This window comes from Streptomyces sp. NPDC034043, from assembly GCF_055575675.1.
The window spans coordinates 706,791-723,869 of record NZ_JBVISF010000002.1; the positions used below are offsets into that span (position 1 = coordinate 706,791).

The 17,079-nt window shown below is 73.8% G+C and carries 15 protein-coding genes; 4 read left to right on the forward strand and 11 right to left on the reverse strand.

The window, feature by feature from the left end:
• Positions 1 to 4: 4 nt before the first annotated feature.
• The 5 genes from ACZ51S_RS07865 to ACZ51S_RS07885 all read right to left on the reverse strand — a co-directional run bounded on the left by ACZ51S_RS07865 (position 5) and on the right by ACZ51S_RS07885 (position 4,478).
• On the reverse strand, positions 5 to 1,300 hold the full coding sequence (locus ACZ51S_RS07865) for an aspartate aminotransferase family protein (RefSeq protein WP_468479893.1): 1,296 nt from the start codon (positions 1,298 to 1,300) through the stop codon (positions 5 to 7).
• On the reverse strand, positions 1,297 to 2,139 hold the full coding sequence (locus ACZ51S_RS07870; RefSeq protein ID WP_388942770.1) for a nitrilase-related carbon-nitrogen hydrolase: 843 nt from the start codon (positions 2,137 to 2,139) through the stop codon (positions 1,297 to 1,299). Before ACZ51S_RS07870 ends, ACZ51S_RS07865 begins: the two co-directional genes overlap by 4 nt.
• Before the next feature lie 167 nt (positions 2,140 to 2,306).
• Positions 2,307 to 3,902 carry a hypothetical protein gene (locus ACZ51S_RS07875; RefSeq protein WP_468802403.1) on the reverse strand — a complete coding sequence of 532 codons (1,596 nt, stop codon included), beginning with the start codon at positions 3,900 to 3,902 and terminating at the stop codon, positions 2,307 to 2,309.
• A 23-nt stretch (positions 3,903 to 3,925) separates the two neighbouring features.
• Positions 3,926 to 4,126 (reverse strand): hypothetical protein, encoded by a 201-nt coding sequence (locus ACZ51S_RS07880; protein ID WP_468479895.1) that lies wholly within the window; start codon positions 4,124 to 4,126, stop codon positions 3,926 to 3,928.
• A 100-nt stretch (positions 4,127 to 4,226) separates the two neighbouring features.
• Complete coding sequence (locus ACZ51S_RS07885) at positions 4,227 to 4,478, reverse strand: helix-turn-helix domain-containing protein (RefSeq protein WP_361603255.1); 252 nt, start codon at positions 4,476 to 4,478, stop codon at positions 4,227 to 4,229.
• Between the two features lie 65 nt (positions 4,479 to 4,543).
• Between ACZ51S_RS07885 and map the strand changes: the two genes are divergently transcribed.
• The gene (gene map, locus ACZ51S_RS07890) at positions 4,544 to 5,311 is read left to right on the forward strand and encodes a type I methionyl aminopeptidase (protein ID WP_468479896.1); all 768 of its coding nucleotides are present in this window, start codon (positions 4,544 to 4,546) and stop codon (positions 5,309 to 5,311) included.
• Between the two features lie 57 nt (positions 5,312 to 5,368).
• Here map and ggt read toward each other — a convergent pair whose 3' ends face one another.
• Positions 5,369 to 7,168 carry a gamma-glutamyltransferase gene (ggt, locus tag ACZ51S_RS07895; protein WP_468960118.1) on the reverse strand — a complete coding sequence of 600 codons (1,800 nt, stop codon included), beginning with the start codon at positions 7,166 to 7,168 and terminating at the stop codon, positions 5,369 to 5,371.
• A gap of 153 nt (positions 7,169 to 7,321) precedes the next feature.
• On the opposite strand from ggt, the gene ACZ51S_RS07900 reads away from it, so the two are divergent.
• Positions 7,322 to 8,044: a hypothetical protein gene (locus tag ACZ51S_RS07900; protein ID WP_388942784.1), complete on the forward strand. Its 723-nt coding sequence runs from the start codon at positions 7,322 to 7,324 to the stop codon at positions 8,042 to 8,044.
• On the opposite strand, the gene ACZ51S_RS07905 is transcribed toward ACZ51S_RS07900, so the two are convergent.
• The 5 genes from ACZ51S_RS07905 to murJ form a co-directional block, all read right to left on the reverse strand.
• Positions 8,004 to 9,272, reverse strand: coding sequence for a cytochrome P450 (locus tag ACZ51S_RS07905; protein WP_468479088.1), 1,269 nt, complete (start codon positions 9,270 to 9,272; stop codon positions 8,004 to 8,006). The genes ACZ51S_RS07900 and ACZ51S_RS07905 overlap by 41 nt on opposite strands.
• Positions 9,273 to 9,378: 106 nt before the next feature.
• Positions 9,379 to 9,894, reverse strand: coding sequence for a hypothetical protein (locus ACZ51S_RS07910; protein ID WP_468479089.1), 516 nt, complete (start codon positions 9,892 to 9,894; stop codon positions 9,379 to 9,381).
• Positions 9,891 to 11,336 carry an ATP-binding protein gene (locus ACZ51S_RS07915; protein ID WP_468802401.1) on the reverse strand — a complete coding sequence of 482 codons (1,446 nt, stop codon included), beginning with the start codon at positions 11,334 to 11,336 and terminating at the stop codon, positions 9,891 to 9,893. The genes ACZ51S_RS07910 and ACZ51S_RS07915 overlap by 4 nt, the downstream gene beginning before the upstream one ends.
• Positions 11,337 to 11,338: 2 nt before the next feature.
• Positions 11,339 to 12,019, reverse strand: coding sequence for a response regulator (locus ACZ51S_RS07920; RefSeq protein ID WP_468479091.1), 681 nt, complete (start codon positions 12,017 to 12,019; stop codon positions 11,339 to 11,341).
• 38 nt (positions 12,020 to 12,057) lie between these two features.
• Positions 12,058 to 13,755, reverse strand: coding sequence for a murein biosynthesis integral membrane protein MurJ (murJ, locus tag ACZ51S_RS07925; RefSeq protein ID WP_468960121.1), 1,698 nt, complete (start codon positions 13,753 to 13,755; stop codon positions 12,058 to 12,060).
• 384 nt (positions 13,756 to 14,139) lie between these two features.
• On the opposite strand from murJ, the gene ACZ51S_RS07930 reads away from it, so the two are divergent.
• Entirely contained in the window at positions 14,140 to 15,321 is a 1,182-nt protein-coding gene (locus ACZ51S_RS07930) for a L,D-transpeptidase (RefSeq protein WP_468960212.1), read from the forward strand.
• A gap of 124 nt (positions 15,322 to 15,445) precedes the next feature.
• Positions 15,446 to 17,032 carry a CocE/NonD family hydrolase gene (locus ACZ51S_RS07935; RefSeq protein ID WP_468960122.1) on the forward strand — a complete coding sequence of 529 codons (1,587 nt, stop codon included), beginning with the start codon at positions 15,446 to 15,448 and terminating at the stop codon, positions 17,030 to 17,032.
• Positions 17,033 to 17,079: the final 47 nt, after the last annotated feature.

A 17,079-nucleotide genomic window follows, 5' to 3' on the forward strand; every position in this document is an offset into this window, starting at 1 on the left:
CCCCCTACTGGATGCCGCGCAGCGCCTGTTCGAGGATCCCGGCGCCCTCTTCCGCCTCGGCGACGGTGAGGGAGAGCGGCGGCGCGACGCGCAGCACGCTGGTGTTGTGCCCGCCGCCCTTGCCGAGGAGCAGCCCGCCCGCGCGGGCGGCCTCCAGGACGGCGGCGGCGGCCTGCGGGTCGGCCTGGTCGGTGCCGGGCACGGTCAGTTCCACTCCGGCCATCAGGCCCCGGCCGCGGACCTCCCGTACGGCGGGCACGTGGGCGGCGATGGCGCGGAGCCGTTCCAGGAGCAGGCCGCCGACGCGGCGGGCGTTGCCCTGGAGGTCGTGGTCCAGGAGGTACGCGAGGTTGGCGAGTCCGGCCGCCATGGTGACGGGGGAGCCGCCGAAGGTGGAGATGGAGTTGGAGTCGAGGCAGTTCATCACCTCGGCCCGCGCCACCACTCCGCCGATGGACATGCCGTTGCCGATGCCCTTGGCGAAGGTGAGGATGTCGGGCGGGCCGTTCTGGGCGTGGGCCTGCCAGCCCCAGAAGTGGTCGCCGGTGCGGCCCCAGCCGGTCTGCACCTCGTCGCTGATCCACAGGATGCCGTGCCGGTCGAGGACCTCGCGGAAGGCTCCGTACAGCCCGTCGGGCGGGGAGGTGAACCCGCCGACGCCCTGGACCGGCTCGGCGATCAGCGCGGCCACTCCCCCGCGCGCCTGGCCGAGTACGTCTTCCAGGTCGGCGACGGCCGCGGCGGTGAAGGCGCTGTCGTCGAGGCCGGCGAAGGGGCCGCGGGAGCGGACCGCGCCGTGGACGTAGTAGGTCTGGAGCGGCGAGAGGCTCGTCGGGGACCAGCCCCGGTTGCCGGTGATGGAGACGGTGGAGAAGGACCTGCCGTGGTAGCTGTTGCGCATCGCCAGGATCTGGTTGGAGCGGCGGTACGTGGTGGCGAGCAGCAGGGCGGTGTCGTTGGCCTCGGTGCCGGAGGTGGTGAAGAAGACCCGGGCGTCGGGGATGCCGGACAGGGCGGCGACCCGTTCGGCCAGCTCGATCATGGGCCGGTTGAGGTACAGGGTGGAGGAGTGGATGATCCGCCCGGCCTGTTCGGCGACGGCCTTGGTGACCTCGGGCAGGGCGTGGGCGGTCATCGTGGTGAGGATGCCGCCGAAGAAGTCGAGGTAGCGGTTGCCGTCCGCGTCCCAGACGTGGCGGCCCTCGCCGTGCGTAAGCTCGATGGGGCGGTCGTAGTAGAGCGCGAGCCAGTCGGGCAGGACGGTGCGGTGGCGGCTGTGCAGCGGGATGGGGTTGGTCACGGCTGTACGAGTCCTCCGTAGGCGTCGGGTCGGCGGTCGCGGTAGAAGGCCCACTGGTCGCGGACCTCCTTGATCAGGTCGAAGTCGAGGTCGCGGACGAGGAGTTCCTCCTCCTTGTCGCTGGCGACCTCGCCGACGAACTGGCCGCGCGGGTCGACGAAGTAGCTGGTTCCGTAGAAGTCGTTGTCCCCGTACTCCTCCTGGCCGACGCGGTTGATGGCGGCGATGAAGTACTCGTTGGCGACGGCGGAGGCGGGCTGTTCCAGCTGCCACAGGTAGGCCGACAGGCCGCGGGAGGTGGCGGACGGGTTGTAGACCAGCTGGGCGCCGCCGAGCCCGAGTTGGCGCCAGCCCTCGGGGAAGTGGCGGTCGTAGCAGATGTAGACGCCGACCTTGCCGACGGCGGTGTCGAAGACGGGCCAGCCGAGGTTGCCGGGGCGGAAGTAGAACTTCTCCCAGAAGCCCTTGACCTGGGGGATGTGGTGCTTGCGGTACTTGCCGAGGTAGCTTCCGTCCGCGTCGATGACGGCGGCGGTGTTGTAGTAGAACCCCTCGCTCTCCAGCTCGAAGACCGGGACGACGATCACCATTCCGGTCTCGCGGGCCAGGTCCTGCATCCGGCGGACGGTGGGGCCGTCGGGGACGGGCTCGGCCCAGCGGTAGTGCTCGGGCTCCTGGACCTGGCAGAAGTACGGGGCGTTGAACACCTCCTGGAAGCCGATGATCCGAGCGCCCTGGGCGGCCGCCCGGCGGGCGTGCGCCTCGTGCTTGGCGATCATCGACTCGGTGTCTCCGGTCCAGGTGGCCTGGACGAGTGCGGCGCGGACGACTTGGGCCATGAGCTGCTCCTCGCGACGGGAACGCCGGCTTCTACGCACGTAGAGGGTGTCCGTAGGGAGTCGAAGGTAGGCCTCGTCACAGCCTGGGGCAAGACCACCTTGCGCGGTTGGAGTAGTCGATCACGTTACGACGCCACGCGGTCGTTTGCGGTCAGCGGACGGGCGGTTCAGGGCACCGGGATTCCCGCCACCCTCAGGGCGTGCGCCAGATCGCGGTGGCGGGTCCCGGACAGGGCCCGGGCCGCGCGCAGCAGCCGGGGGGCGAACCAGTGCGGGTCCCGGCGGGCCAGGCCGGCCGCCTCCTCCGCGGTGCGCAGCCGGACGAAGGCGCCCAGCAGGGCCTGGGCCTCGCGGTCCCGGCCGGCCGTGCCGAGGGCGAGGGCCGCCTCGGCCACCTCGGCGGCCGGGCGGGCCACGCCCTGGCGGAGCAGGCCGTCGCAGTCGGCCTCCCGGCCCGCCTCGCCGAGGGCGGCGGCGGCCGCGGCGAGCCGGTCGGGCGGGAGCGAGGCCGCCTCCCACAGGAGGGTGGCCCAGTCGGCGGCCAGGCCGGCGCGGCCCAGTTCGGCGGCGAGGGCGGGGAGTTCGGCGGCGGGCCAGGCCGCGGCCTCGCAGAGCAGGGCGTGGGCCTCGCCGCCGCGGCCCTGGGCGCGCAGCGTGAGCAGCTCGGCGGTGAACCCGCCGCGCGGGCCGGGCGCCGGGGTTCCGGCCGGGGTGTCCCGTACGGAGGGCGCGTCGGGGCCGGCGGGGGCCGGGGCGGGGTGCGCATCGGGGTGCGGGCCGGGGTGTCCGGCCCGGGTGGCTCCGGCCGCGGCCGGTGCGGTCCCCGGCGCCGGGGAGGCGTCGCCACGCGCCGGCGGGGTCCGGCCGGCGGCCGGGCGGATGTAGCGGGCGCCGCGCGGGGCCGGAACGGGGAGGTCCGGGACGGCCGCCGCCGGGACCGGCTCCCCGGGCGCGGGCAGCGCCGCCGACGGTGCGCCCGCGTACCGGGCTCCTCCGGAGCGCCGGGCGCCGCGCAGCCACCGGCCCTCCCGCTGCGGCGAAACGGCCGGCAGCGGCTCGGGCGACGACGGCGGCTCGGGTGACGGCTGCTGCGGCTGCGGCTGCGGCTGCTCGGGCGACGGCGGCGGCGACGGCGGCCCCGACTGCGGCCAAGGCGGCGGCGACGGCTGCGACAGTTGCGACCCCGGCCGCCGCTGCGGCAGCTCCGGCAGCCGGGCCCCCGGCTGCGACGACTGCGGCTCCTGCGCCCCAGCCCCCGGCCCCGGCCCCGCCCGGAGGGCCGCCAGCCGGGCCGCCAGGTCCGCGTGCCGCGCGGCCGCGCGGGCCGCGTCGTCCCGGGCCCAGGCCAGCTCCCGGTCCAGGGCGGCCGCCTCCGCCGGGTCGCCGGCACCGGCGCGCCGGGCGGTCAGGCCGCGCAGCGCCTCCTCCAGGGCGGCCCGCTGCGCCACGGCCGCGTCGAGCAGGGTCCGCAGCTCGCCCTCCCCGCCCGGCATCGCGTCCCACGCGGCGACGGCCGCCGCCCGCAGCGCGGCCGCGTACACGGCCTCGCCCGCCGCGTCGCCCGCCTCCCGCGGCAGGTCACCGAGGAGCGATTCCAGTACGTCCCACGGCGGCATCGCCACCCCGTCGAGGCAGGCGCGCATCCCCTCCGGGTCCCGCCGCAGGAATTCCCCGTACCAGCCGGCTCCGGGATCCAGTCTCCGCGTCAAGCCCCTCAGGTAGTCCGTGAGTTGCCCGATCACCCGCGCAGTCGGCGTCTCCATGCACGCATTGCATCCCACCCGCGTTACGGGCGGGCTACGGAAATCTCAAACCTTGACGGCGAAGGCGCGTCCGCGGCGCTCCCGCCGGCCGTGAGGAAGCCGTCGTGCGGGGCCGGGGGCAGGGCGCCGGTCCGCCCTCCGGGGTTGGAGCAGGCGGCGGCCAGCAGGCCGGCCGCGAGGAGGGCGCCGAGGAGTGCGAGGCCGAGGCGTTTCGTTGCGTTCATCACTGACACGCCTGCACCACTGCCCCCGGTCCCGCCCCTCGCACCGCCCATTGGGCCGTCCGGCCGCCGGACACGCCCCGTGAGGGGCCGGGCCGGCCCGTCAGGCGGGCACGAGCGCGCAGCGCCGTACGACCTCGTCCAGGGAGAGTCCGAGGACACCGGCCAGGGCGGCGACCGTGAAGAAGGCGGGGGTGGGCGCCCGGCCGGTCTCGATCTTGCGGAGGGTCTCGGCGGAGAGCCCCGCGCCGGCCGCGACCTCGACCATGCTGCGGCCTGCGCGTGCTTCGCGCAGCAGCGCGCCCAGGCGCTCGCCGCGCTCGCGCTCTTCGGGTGTCAGGGGGGTACGGACCATGCCCCCCATCCTACCCCGGAGCCCAATAACTATCCCGGTAAACTTATACCGGTATAGTTATTGGCATGGTTCAACTCAAGACGGATCGAGCGATCGACGAGATGCGCGCCGCCGGCCGGGTGGTCGCCCACGCCCTGGCAGCCGTACGCGGGGCGGCCCGGGTCGGGGTGTCCCTGCTGGAGCTGGACGCGGTGGCCCGCACGGTCCTGCGCGAGGCGCGCGCCACCTCTCCCTTCCTCGGCTACCGGCCGCACTTCGCGCCGGTGCCCTTCCCCGGGGTGGTGTGCGCCTCGGTCAACGACGCGATCGTCCACGGGATCCCCGACGGCTACCGGCTGCGCGACGGCGACCTGGTCAGCATCGACTGCGGCGCCCGGCTGCGCGGCTGGGTCGGGGACGCCGCCGTCAGCTTCACCGTCGGCCGCCCCCGCCCCGCCGACCTGCGCCTCGTCGAGACCGCCGAACGGGCCCTGGCGGCCGGCATCGCCGCCGCCGCGCCCGGCAACCGGATCGGCGACATCGCCCACGCCATCGGGACCGTCTGCCGCTCCGCCGGTTACGGCATCCCCGAGGGCTTCGGCGGCCACGGCGTGGGCCGCAGCATGCACGAGGACCCGGGCGTCCCCAACGAGGGCCCGCCGGGGCACGGCATGAAGCTGCGCCCCGGCATGGTCATCGCGATCGAGCCGATGCTGATCGCGGGCGGTACGGACGACTACGCCTGCGACCCCGACGGCTGGACCCTGCGCACCACCGACGGCTCGCGCGCCGCCCACGCCGAACACACGGTCGCCATCACCGCCGCCGGCCCGAGGATCCTCACGGCGCTGTAGGAACGCGGGCCGGACACCCCGGCCGAAACGGCGGGAACGGCCGGGGCGGCCCGAGTGCTACGGCTTGCCGTGCGGGCGCACCACCATCGCCGAGCCGCCGCCCCTGCGGGTCGTCTCGGCCGCCGCCAGCCAGCGGCCGTCCGGCAGCCGTTGGACGCCGGTGGCGGCGCCGATCTCCGGGTTCTGCCGGAAGGCCTGCCCCAGGCCCTCCAGTTCGGTGCGCAGCGGACTGTTCCACAGGCCCGGCTCCAGCTCGGTGGTGGTCTGGTTGCGCTGGCTGGCGCGCGGGGCCGCGATGGCGTCCACCAGGGGCAGGCCCCGGTCCAGGTGGCCGGTGAGGGTCTGCAGCACGGTGGTGATGATCGTGGCGCCGCCCGGGGAGCCGACCGCGAGGAGCGGACGGCCGTGCTCCAGGACGATGGTCGGGGACATGGAGGAGCGCGGGCGCTTGCCCGGCCCGGGCAGGTTCGGGTCGGGGACCCCGGGGGCCGCCGGGGCGAAGGAGAAGTCGGTCAGCTCGTTGTTGAGCAGGAAGCCCCGCCCCGGGACGGTGATGGCGCTGCCGCCGGTCGACTCGATGGTCAGGGTGTAGGAGACCACGTTGCCCCAGCGGTCGGCGACCGTCAGGTGGGTGGTGTTCTCCCCCTCGTAGGTGGTCGGGGCGGCCTCGCCCGTGGTGGCGCACGGGACGGGATTGCGGGGGTCGCCGGGGGCCAGCGGGCTGGTCAGCGCCCGGTCGGGCCTGATGAGGCAGGCACGCGAGTCCGCGTACCGCTGCGAGAGCAGCTCGCGCGTGGGGACGGGCACGGCGGCGGGGTCGCCGACCCAGCGGCCCCGGTCGGCGAAGGCGATCCGGGACGCCTCGATGTACCGGTGCAGGTACTGCGCCGGGGACAGCTTCGACAGGTCGGTGCGCTCCAGGATGTTCAGCGCCTCCCCGACGGTGGTGCCGCCGGAGGAGGAGGGGGCCATGCTGTAGACGTCCAGGCCCCGGTAGGAGATCTGGGTGGGGGCCTGCCGCTTGGTCTCGTACGCGCGCAGGTCGGCCGTGGTCAGGTCGCCGGGGCGGACGTTGCGGGTGGCGGCCGGGTCGACGGGGGGCTTGCGGACGGTGTTGACGATGTCCTGGGCGATCGGGCCCCGGTAGAGCGCGCCGGTGCCCTTGCGGGCGAGTTCGGCGTAGGTGGCGGCGAGGTCCGGGTTCTTGAAGGTGGAACCGACGACGGGCAGCTGCCCGCCGGGCAGGAACAGCTCGCGGGTGGCGGGGAAGTCCTTGAAGCGGTCCTGGTTGGCCTCGGTCTGGGCGCGGAAGGTGCCGTCGACCTCGAAGCCGTCGCGGGCCAGTTTCTCGGCGGGGCGCAGGAGCTGGGCGAGGGGGCGGCTGCCCCAGGCGTCGAGGGCGCTCTTCCAGGTGGCGGGGGTGCCGGGGACGCCGACCGAGCGGCCGCTGGTCTGGCCCTCGGCGAAGGGGATGGGGGCGCCGTTCTCCTGGAACAGGGTCTCGGTGGCCGTGGCCGGGGCGGTCTCGCGGCCGTCGATGGTGTGCACCCGGCGCGAGGAGGCGTCGTAGTAGACGAAGTAGCCGCCCCCGCCGATCCCCGCCGAGTACGGTTCGGTGACCCCGAGCGCGGCGGCGGTGGCGATCGCCGCGTCCACGGCGTTGCCCCCGGCGCGCAGCACGGCGATGCCGGCGGCGGAGGCGTCGGCGTCGACGCTGGCGACGGCCCCGCCGTAACCGGCTGCGACGGGCACCTTGGGCGGGACGGGGAGCTGCGAGGGCGGGGCGGCGGCCCCGGTGGAGACGAGCGCCCCGGCGAGGGCTGCGAACGCTAACTGACGTGCGGCGGAAGCGCGCATCCGGTTCCTCCAGTCGACGGCCGGTCAGACCCGGGCCCGTCGTCGGAGCAGCCCCCGGCCCGGTGCTGCTCCGACGACGGGTCCCAGGCCCGGCAGCCTAGTCCGCCCCGCCCCCCGCGTCAGGAAGGCGGCGCGGCGGCTACCATCCGCCGCATGAACGACGACGTCCGCAACATCGTGCTCGGAGTGGTGGCCACCGCCCTCAGCGGTGGATTCGGCTGGTTCACGCGGACGTACGTGTGGCGCCGCGCGCTCCGCCGCAAGCAGGCCTTCTTCGGGCTCCCGGCCGGCTCCGACTGCCTGTTCGTGGTGAACCGCCAGATGGGCGGCAAGGAATCCTCGCTGCACCGCAACGACGCCTTCGCGCTGCTGGAGATATCGTCCCTGATCAAGGACTGCGGGGCGACGGTGCAGATCGTCACCCACGAGGCGCGGCAGGGCTTCGGCGAGCGCGCCGAGTTCTGCGTCGGCGGTCCCTCGTCCAACTCCCGTACGGCGGCGCACCTCCACTCCCTGCTCCCCGGGGTCCGGGTCGAGGTGTCCTCCGAACCCGGCCCGGACCGGGGCATGATCACCGTCGGCGGGGAGGCGTACCGCTGGGAGCCGGGCCTGGTCGAATACGTGCTGCTGGCGCGGCTCACGACGGAGCAGGGGTCGCGGCCGGTGTTCCTGCTCTCCGGGCAGACCGCCAACAGCAATCAGGCCGCGGCCCGTTATCTCGCCCGCAACCACCGGCAGCTGGCGCGCGACTACCGCGGGAAGTCCTTCTGCCTCATGCTGAAGGTGGTCAACTCCAACGCCTACGGGCCGGACGTGACCGAACTGGTCGCCGATGTCACCGTCGCGGCCCGGACACCCGCAGCGGCAGTCGCGTGATGCCGTTGATGAAGTTGGAGACCAGCCGGCGGGGCGGGCCCGCGAGTTCCGGAGCGGGCATGGAGTCGCGCCACTCCTCGTAGAGGGTGCGCAGCTGGAGCCGGGCGAAGTGGGCGCCGAGGCAGACGTGCGGGCCGTCACCGAAGGAGACGTGGGGGTTGGGGGCGCGGTGGGGGTCGATCCGGTGCGGGTCGGCGAAGACCCGCTCGTCGTGGTTGGCGGAGGCGTGGAAGACCACCACCTTGTCCCCGGCCCGGATCGGGGTGCCGGCGAGCTCGGTGTCGCGGGCGGCCGTGCGGCGGAAGCTGAGCACGGGCGGGTGGACGCGCAGCAGTTCCTCGACGGCCCGGCCGGCCGGGGCGGTGCCGTCGGCGAGGCTCCGGTAGGCGTCGGGGTGGCGGGCCAGGGCCAGGAGGCCGCCCGGCGCCGCGCTGCGTACGGTGTCGTTGCCGGCGACGGTCAGCAGGAAGAAGAACATCTCCAGTTCGGCGGACTCCAGTCCGGCCTGTGCGAGGGCGGTCATGACGTCGTCCCCGGGGTGGGCGCGCTTGTACGCGGCCAGTTCGCGGGCGTACCCGAACATCTCGCCGAGCAGCGCCGGGGAGCGCGGGTTGAGCGGCTTGCCGTCCGGGCCGAGGAGGGGCGCGGGGGCGTCCTCGGGGTCCTGGTAGCCGATGATCCGTACGGTCCACTCCAGCAGCAGGCCCCGGTCGGCGGGCGGGACGCCCAGCAGGTCGGTGAGGTTGAGCAGGGCGTATTCGTCGGTGACGGCGCGCACGACGTCGGCGGTCCCGTCCTCGGCGCCGTCCCGCGCGGCGGTGAGGAGGGTGCGGGCGCGTTCCCGGACCCGGTCCGCGAAGGCGTCGACGCGTGCGGGGGTGAAGGCGCGGGAGACCAGGCGGCGCAGCCCGCCGTGGCCCGGCGGGTCCTGGTTGAGCATGGTGCTGCGCAGGAACGGCAGGTCGGCGGGGTCGGGGTCGCGGATCTGGGTGGCGCCGAGCCAGGAGGAGTACGAGGCGTGGTCGCGCAGGACGCGGACGACGTCGGCGTGCCGGGTCACGGCCCAGAAGCCGGGGCCGGCGGGCCAGCCCTGGACCTCGGGCTCCTCCTGCCAGGCCACCGGGTGGCGGTCGCGGAGCAGGCGGTAGCGCTCGTGCGGGACGGCCTCGGCGTAGAGGCGGGGGTCGAAGACGTCGGGGATGCCGGGGGGCCGGGCGGCGCGTTCCATGGTCCACACGGTGGCGGGACACCGGGGGCGCCGCAAGGGGCCCTCGCCGGCCGGAGCCGAGGGGCCTCTCGCCCCCTCACCTCCCGACCCCTCACCTCCCGGCCCCTCAAGCCCCTCCGCCCCCCGTTTCGCAGCGGGCCGCCTCCAGCGCCGTGTCCGAGCCGCGCAGCACCACGTCGAAGGCCGGGGCCAGGGTGGACAGGGCGCTGCACACGAGCTGGCGGCGGGCGACGGGATCCAGCCCGGCCACGGGGAAGGGGAGCCGTGCCTCGACCCGGTCCCGGGCGGTGAAGCCGGCCCCGACCTCCGCGAGCCGCCGCTCGTCGACCGGGGGCAGCCTGGTGCCCAGTCCGGCCTCCAGTTCCGCGGCGCCGGGGCCGCTCAGCAGTCCCGTGAGGCTGCCGCGGGGGCCGTCGCGGGTGTGCTCGGGCCGCGGCGAGGGGACCAGTCGTCCCTCGGGGGTGACGAAGTAGGCCATCGAGGCGCGGGCGGGCGCGGCGACGGCGACCTTGGCGGCCGCGCCGCTCTCCACGACTCCGGTGGGCTTGATCCCGCAGCCGGTGAGCAGCAGGGGCGGCGCCAGCAGGGCGGCGGCCGACGCGAGCGCCCGCGTACGGCTCATGCGGCGGCCTCCAGGGGCATGTCGAGGGTGAACACCGCTCCGCCGCCGGGGGCGTTGGAGGCGCTGAGGCCGCCGCCGTGCAGCCGGACGTTCTCCAGGGTGATGGCGAGCCCGAGGCCGCTGCCGGCGGAGCGGGTGCGGGCGGCGTCGGCCTTGAAGAACCGGTCGAAGATGTGCGGCAGCACCTCGTCGGCGATGCCCGGTCCGCTGTCGGCGACCTCCAGCAGCAGGCGCGGCCCGCCCGGGTGCTCCCGGGTGCGTACGGTGATCCGTACGGGGGCCTCGCCGTGGCGCAGCGCGTTGCCCACGAGGTTGGCCAGGACCACGTCGAAGCGGCGCGGGTCCAGCCTGGCGCGGACCCCTTCGGGCAGGTCGGCGGTGACCCGGCCGTCGTCCCAGTGGCGGCGCTCCAGGGTCTTCCCCACGGCCTCGGCGACGTCGACGTCGTCGGGGTTGAGTTCGGCGGCGCGGGCGTCGAAGCGGGAGATCTCCATCAGGTCCTCGACGAGGACGGCCAGCTTCCCGGTCTCGGCGCTGATCAGCCGCAGCGCCTTGGCGGTGTCGGGGTCGAGGCCGGCGGCGTCCTCGTCGAGCACCTCGGTGACGGCGAGCATCCCGGCGAGCGGGGTGCGCAGTTCGTGGGAGACGTCGGCGGCGAAGCGCCGGGCCCGGGCCTCCGCCTCCCGCAGTTCGGTGACGGATTCCTCGAGTGCGCCGGCGGTCTCGTTGAAGGTGCGGGCGAGGCCAGCGAGTTCGTCGGTCCCCCTGACGTCGATCCGGGTGTCGAGGCGGCCCCGGCCCAGGTTCCGCGCGGCGCGCCGCATGTCGCGTACGGGGCGCAGGACGCTGCGCGCGGCGAGCAGGGCGGGTACGAGGGCGATGGCCAGGCCCGGTACGGCACCCTGCTTGGCGGCTTCGACCATGGCGTCGACGGTCTGCTGTTCGCCGGTGAGCGGCATGACGGCGTAGACGGTGACGCCGGTCGGCTCGCGTTTGCCGTCGCGGGCGAAGACGGCGGGCATGCCGATGGTCAGGTAGGGCTCGCCGCGGGCGTCCTCGACCCGCTGGAATGCCCCGTGCGGGTTCGCCGCGACCTGGTCGCGCAGGGTGTCGGTGAGGACGGCGGAGGTGGTGGGGGTGCCGTTGGAGGAGGCACGCAGGGTGCCGTACTCGCCGTAGACCACCCAGGAGTGCGGTTTGCCGCGCTTGCCCAGGTCGTTGACGAGGCGCTGGAGTTGCGGGCGGTCCATGGGCAGGCTCATGCCGCGGCCCTCCAGCTGGTCGCGCAGGGTGCTGACCGCCGTGTCCTGGCTCTGCGTCAGGACGGCCCTGCGGGCCTGCCGGTAGGTGAGGGCGGCCGTGCTGACGGCACAGATCGTGGCGACCAGCAGGAACGCGGCGATCAGCCGGGTGCGCAGTCCGAGGGGTGCGAGGCCGCGCACGTCTAGAGCGGGCCGAAGCGGTAGCCGAATCCCCGCACGGTCTGTATGTAGCGGGGTTGTCCGCCGGGGTCCTCGATCTTGTTGCGCAGCCGGCGCACGCAGGCGTCCACGAGCCGGGCGTCGGCGTGGTAGCTGTGCTCCCAGACGTACTCCAGCAGCTGCTGCCGGGAGAAGACCTGCTCGGGTGAGGCCGACAGGTGGAGCAGGAGCTTGATCTCGCTGGGCGCGAGGGCGACGCGCTCGCCGTTCCTGGCGGCGGTCAGCCCGGCGCGGTCGATGGCGAGCCCGCCGTGGTGTTCGACGCCGGGGCGGCCGCCCGGGTCCTTGAGGCGGCGCAGCACGGCCTTGACGCGGGCTTCGATGATCTCGGTGCGGGCGGGTTTGACGATGTAGTCGTCGGCTCCGGCTTCCAGGCCGACGACGATGTCGACGTCGTCGCCGCGCGCGGTGAGCATGATGACCGGGACCTGGCTGGTCTCGCGGATCCGGCGGCAGACCTGGACCCCGTTGATCCCCGGCAGCATCAGGTCCAGGAGCACCAGCTCGGGACGGAAGCCGCCGATGAGGGCCAGTCCCTCCTCGCCGGTCGCCGCGGTGCTCACCTCGTGGCCGCGCCGGCGCAGGCCGAGGCCCACTCCCTCCCGGATGGACGGGTCGTCCTCGATCAGCAGTACGCGCGGCATCCGGCCAGTGCTCCAGGGCGTTTCATGGTGTACTCCCGCTATCTGCGGACCTTCCGGCGCAGGGAGTCCAGCAGGTCGGTGATCTCCGCCAGGCGCAGCGGCCGGGCGAGGAGTACGACGACCAGGGCCAGCGCGGCGGTTCCCGCCGCCGCGGCGGCGAAGGCACCGAGGCCGTCGGCGGCCCGGGCGGCCCCGTAGGCGGCGGCGGCCGCGGGCAGGCAGGCGGCCAGCAGCCGCAGGTGGGTGCGCAGCGCCGTGGCGGTACGGCGGCCCGTGCGCGGCCCGAGCCGGCGGGAGAGGGCGTACGCGGTGACCGCGGCGCCCGCCGTGAAGGCGAGGGAGGTGGCGGCGGCCATGCCGGTGACGGCCCAGCGCGCCGGCAGCAGGAGGTAGGCGGCGTACGACAGTCCGGCGTTGCAGGCGACGATGACGAGGTTGAGGAAGAAGGGGGTCCGGGTGTCGGAGAGCGCGTAGAAGCCGCGCGCCAGCACGTACTGGGCGGAGAAGGCGACCAGGCCGGGGGCGAACGCGGTGAGCATGCCGGCCATGGCGGCGACCTCGGCGGCGGTGACCTTCCCGTACCCGGAGACGCAGTCCATCACCCAGGGGGCCAGCGCGGCGAAGAGCGCGGCGGCGGGCACCACGAGGGCGGCGCTGGAGCGCAGCGCGTACGAGACGTCCTCGCGGACGGCGCCGAGGTCCCCGTCGGCAGCGGCCGAGCTCATCCGGGGCATGAGGGCGGTGACCAGGGAGACGGTGATGATGCCCTGGGGGACGATCCACAGCTGGTAGGCGCTGGTGTAGGCGGCGTAGCCGAAGCCGCCGGCCCGGTGGCCGACGGTGGTGGAGAGGACCGTCACCACCCAGTAGGCGATCTGGTTGGTGAGGACGAGCAGGACCAGCCAGCCCGCGTTGTGCAGCGGGCGGGTGAGGCCGCTGCCGCGCCAGTCGAAGCGGGGGCGCCAGCGGAAGCGGGCGGCGCGCAGCGAGGGGACGAGGGCGAGGGCCTGGACGACGATGCCCGCGGTGGTGCCGATGCCCAGCAGCCGGGTGTCCGCGGCGCTGAGGGCGTCGCGGCCGCCGTGGGAGGTGTACAGGAAGAGGCCGAAGACGCCGATGATGACGAGGTTGTTGAGGACGGGGGTCCACATCATGGCGCCGAACCGGCCGCGCGCCCCGAGCACTTGGCCGAGCACGGTGAAGAGCCCGTAGAAGAGGATCTGCGGCAGGCAGAAGCGGGCCAGGGCGACGACGGTGCTCCGCTGGGCCGGTGTGTACGCCTCGGGGGTGTACGCGTCGACGATCAGCGGTGCGGCGAGGACGGCCGTGGCGGTGAGGGCGAGGAGCGCCACGGTGCAGGCGGTCAGCAGCCGGTCGGTGTACGCGGCCCCGCCGTCGCGGTGTTCCTTGGCGGCGCGCACCAGTTCGGGGACGAAGACGGCGTTGAGGGCTCCGCCGACCAGCAGCATGTAGATGATGTTCGGGATGGTGTTGGCGACGGTGTAGCCGTCCCCGAGGAACCCGGCGCCGAGCGCGGCGAGGACCACGGCCGAACGGACGAAGCCGGTGGCGCGGGAGACGACGGAGCCGGCGGCCATCAGCGCTCCGCTGCGCAGCACCGAGGTCTTCGCCGGTGCCGGTGCGGCCACGGGCGCGGGGCCCGCCGCCCGGGCGTCGCCCGTCTCCGGGCGCGGTGGGGCCTGCTCGCGCGCCGCGCTGCTGGTGGATCCGTACATCGGGGTGTTTCTCCTTCGCCGTGCCGAAGATGGAGGGTATCCCGGCCGCCGGAGCGTCCCGTTACCGGGCGGCCGCGGTGAATTGGCGGGGACGGTAGGGACTTTTGGCCCCTCACCGGGTGCGGAAGGTCCTTTTCCGGTTCCGGGGCCGCGGGTGGGTGAATTCCGGACGGCCGGTTTCCGCATCGGCCTTCCGGATGTGACCGGATGGCAACGGTTCCGCTGCGGCACATGTCACAACCGCCTGGAGGAGATTTTTCGGGGAATGCGCAACCTGAAGTGGCCGCGTTCGCTCCTCATATGAGGACGACCGTTATTCCGGAGGGGTTTTCGTTGAGCCGTACACGCCGCACCGCACTTCCGCGCCGCCGCACCCGTCACGCGATGCTGGCGGGCACCGCGCTGCTCACCCTGGCGCTGAGCGCCTGCGGGGGCGGTGGCTCCGGGGGGAACGGGGGCGGCGACGGCAAGGGGGCGGACCCGAAGAAGGGCCCGGACATGGCGATCTCGGTGAACCTCACGGGCGAGCAGGTCAAGGCGGGCGAGCCGGTCAGGGTGACCCTGGCCGACGGGAAGTTCTCGCTGGTGAAGGTGACGGACGGCAAGGGCGGGGAGCTGCCCGGGCAGATATCCGCCGACGGCCGGACCTGGACCTCGGAGCGCAACGCCTCCCCCGGCACCGGTTACCGGGTCGAGGCGCAGAACACCGCCAGCCAGAGCGCGAGCACCCAGTTCAAGACCTCGCCCGCGGACAAGGTGAACAAGGTCTCCATCAACATCCCGAAGGGCAGCACGGTGGGCGTCGCGATGCCCGTCTCGCTCGTCTTCGACAATCCGGTGAAGAACAAGGCCGAGGTCGAGAAGCAGCTGAAGGTCACCAGCTCGAACGGCACCGAGGGTTCCTGGGGCTGGTTCAAGGACTATTCCGGCAAGGACCGGGTGGACTGGCGCCCGAAGGAGTACTGGAAGTCCGGCACCGACGTGAAGGTCGACATGAACCTGAACGGCGTGGACTCGGGTCCCGGCGGCGGCCTCTTCGCCCGCGATTACACCACCGAGTTCAAGATAGGCAAGGACCGCCGGATGGAGGTCAGCCTCGACACCAAGAAGATGACGGTGGCCGAGGACGGCCAGGCGGTCAGGACGATCCCGGTCTCGGCGGGCACGCCCGGCGGCCAGAAGGCCTCCTGGTCCGGGAAGATGGTCCTGATGTCGAAGGAGGGCACCATCCGGATGGACTCCCAGACGGTGGGGCTGGGCGATTCCTACGACAAGATGGTCGACTACTCGATGCGGCTGACCTGGTCCGGCATGTACGCGCACGCCGCTCCGTGGAACGCCGCCAACTTCGGCCGCGCCAACAGCAGTTCGGGCTGCGTGGGCATGAGCGACGCCGACGCCAGGACCTTCTACGAGCGGGTCCAGGTCGGCGACCCGTTCGAGGTCGTCGGCAGCGGCTCCAAGGGCAACGCCGACCTCGGCAACGGGTACGGCGAGTGGAACCTGTCCTGGGACCAGTGGAAGGCGAAGAGCGCCCTGGCCGGCGGCGGCTCCCAGCAGGGCTGACCCGAGGGCAGGACCCCTCCCGCAATTGTTACCGCTACGTAACTTACTCATGGGTTACCCCCGGTAAGCCCCTCCCGTTACCGTCGGTTCACTTTCGGACACCGGCGCACGCGAGGAGCCACCGATGAGAACCCGCCCCACCACCGCGACGGCGGTGGCCGCGCTGCTCGCGGCAGCCGTCCTGGGCCTGGCCCCCCACCAGGCCCAGGCGGCCCCCGCCGCCACCGCGTCACGCACGGACGCCTCCTCACAGGTACGCTTCCACGACATCCCCGGCTCCGGCGGCATCACCCTCAAGGGAAACGTCTTCACCCCGGCCGGCGCCGAACCCGGCCGGAAATATCCGCTGATCGTGCTCCCCACCAGCTGGGGCATGCCGCAGATCGAATACGTCGCCCAGGCCAAGCAGCTCGCCGACTCCGGCTACGTCGTCGTCAGTTACACCTCCCGCGGCTTCTGGCTCTCCGGCGGACAGATCGAGACGGCCGGGCCGGCGGACATCGCCGACGTCTCCGCCGTCATCGACTGGGCCCTCGCCAACTCCCCCGCCGATCCCGGCCGCATCGGCCTCGGCGGGGTCTCGTACGGCGCGGGCATCAGCCTGCTGGCCTCCGCGCACGACCCCCGGATCAAGGCGGTGGTCGCCCTCAGCGGATGGGCGGACCTCATCGAATCCATCTACTCCGGCCGGACCCAGCACCTCCAGGCCGCCGGGATGCTGGGCGCCGCCGGCTACCTCACCGGCCGTCCCGGCCCCGAACTCCAGCGGATCCTCGGCGACTTCCTCGGATCGAAGCTGGAGAACGAGCAGGCGATGATCGAGTGGGGCCGGAAGCGCTCCGCCTCCGAGCAGGTGGACCGGATCAACGCCAACGGCGCCGCGATCATGCTGGGCAACGCCTGGGGCGACACCGTCTTCCCGCCCAACCAGTACGCGAAGTTCTTCGAGAGGCTCACCGGCCCCAAGCGCCTGGAGTTCCGCCCCGGAGACCACGCCACCGCCGAGGCCACCGGCCTGCTCGGCCTGCCCAACGACACCTGGACCAACGCCCACCGCTGGTTCGACCGCTACCTCAAGGGCGAGCGCAACGGGGTCGACACCGAGGCCCCGGTACAGATCAAGTCCCGCGCCGCCGAAGGCTACGAGGGCTACGCCGACTGGGCGTCGGTCGGCTCCGGCGGCACCGAGAGGCTCCCCCTCGCGGACAGCGAGCACGTCTGGGCCAACGTCGACTCCGGCGCCAACGGCGGGATCCTCTTCCTCTCCAGCGTCCTCGACCAGTTCGCGAAGGCGCCGCCGACCGCTTCGGTCCCCCTCCTCCCCCGCGCCTTCGCCGCCGTCTGGCAGTCACCGCGCTACGAGGAGGAGCGCCGGATCCGCGGCACCGTGCGCCTGCACACCACCGTCACGCCCACCAAGGGCGACGGCACCTTCGTCGCCTACCTCTACGACGTCGGCCCGCTCGGCGTCGGCAAGCTCGTCAGCAACGCCCCGTACACCTTCCACGGGAAGACCCCCGGCCAGTCCTTCGGGGTCGACCTGGACCTCTTCTCCACCGCCTACGACGTGCCCCGGGGCCACCGGCTCGCGCTCGTCGTCGACACGGTCGACCCCCTCTACATCGAGCACAACCCCACCGGCGCGCAGCTGACCTTCTCCTCGCCGGGCACCGATCCCTCGTACGTCTCGGTGCCGCTGCGCGAGCAGTGATCCGCGGCTGCCGCCGGTGGGGTCCCCCCACGCCCCCGGGCGTGGGG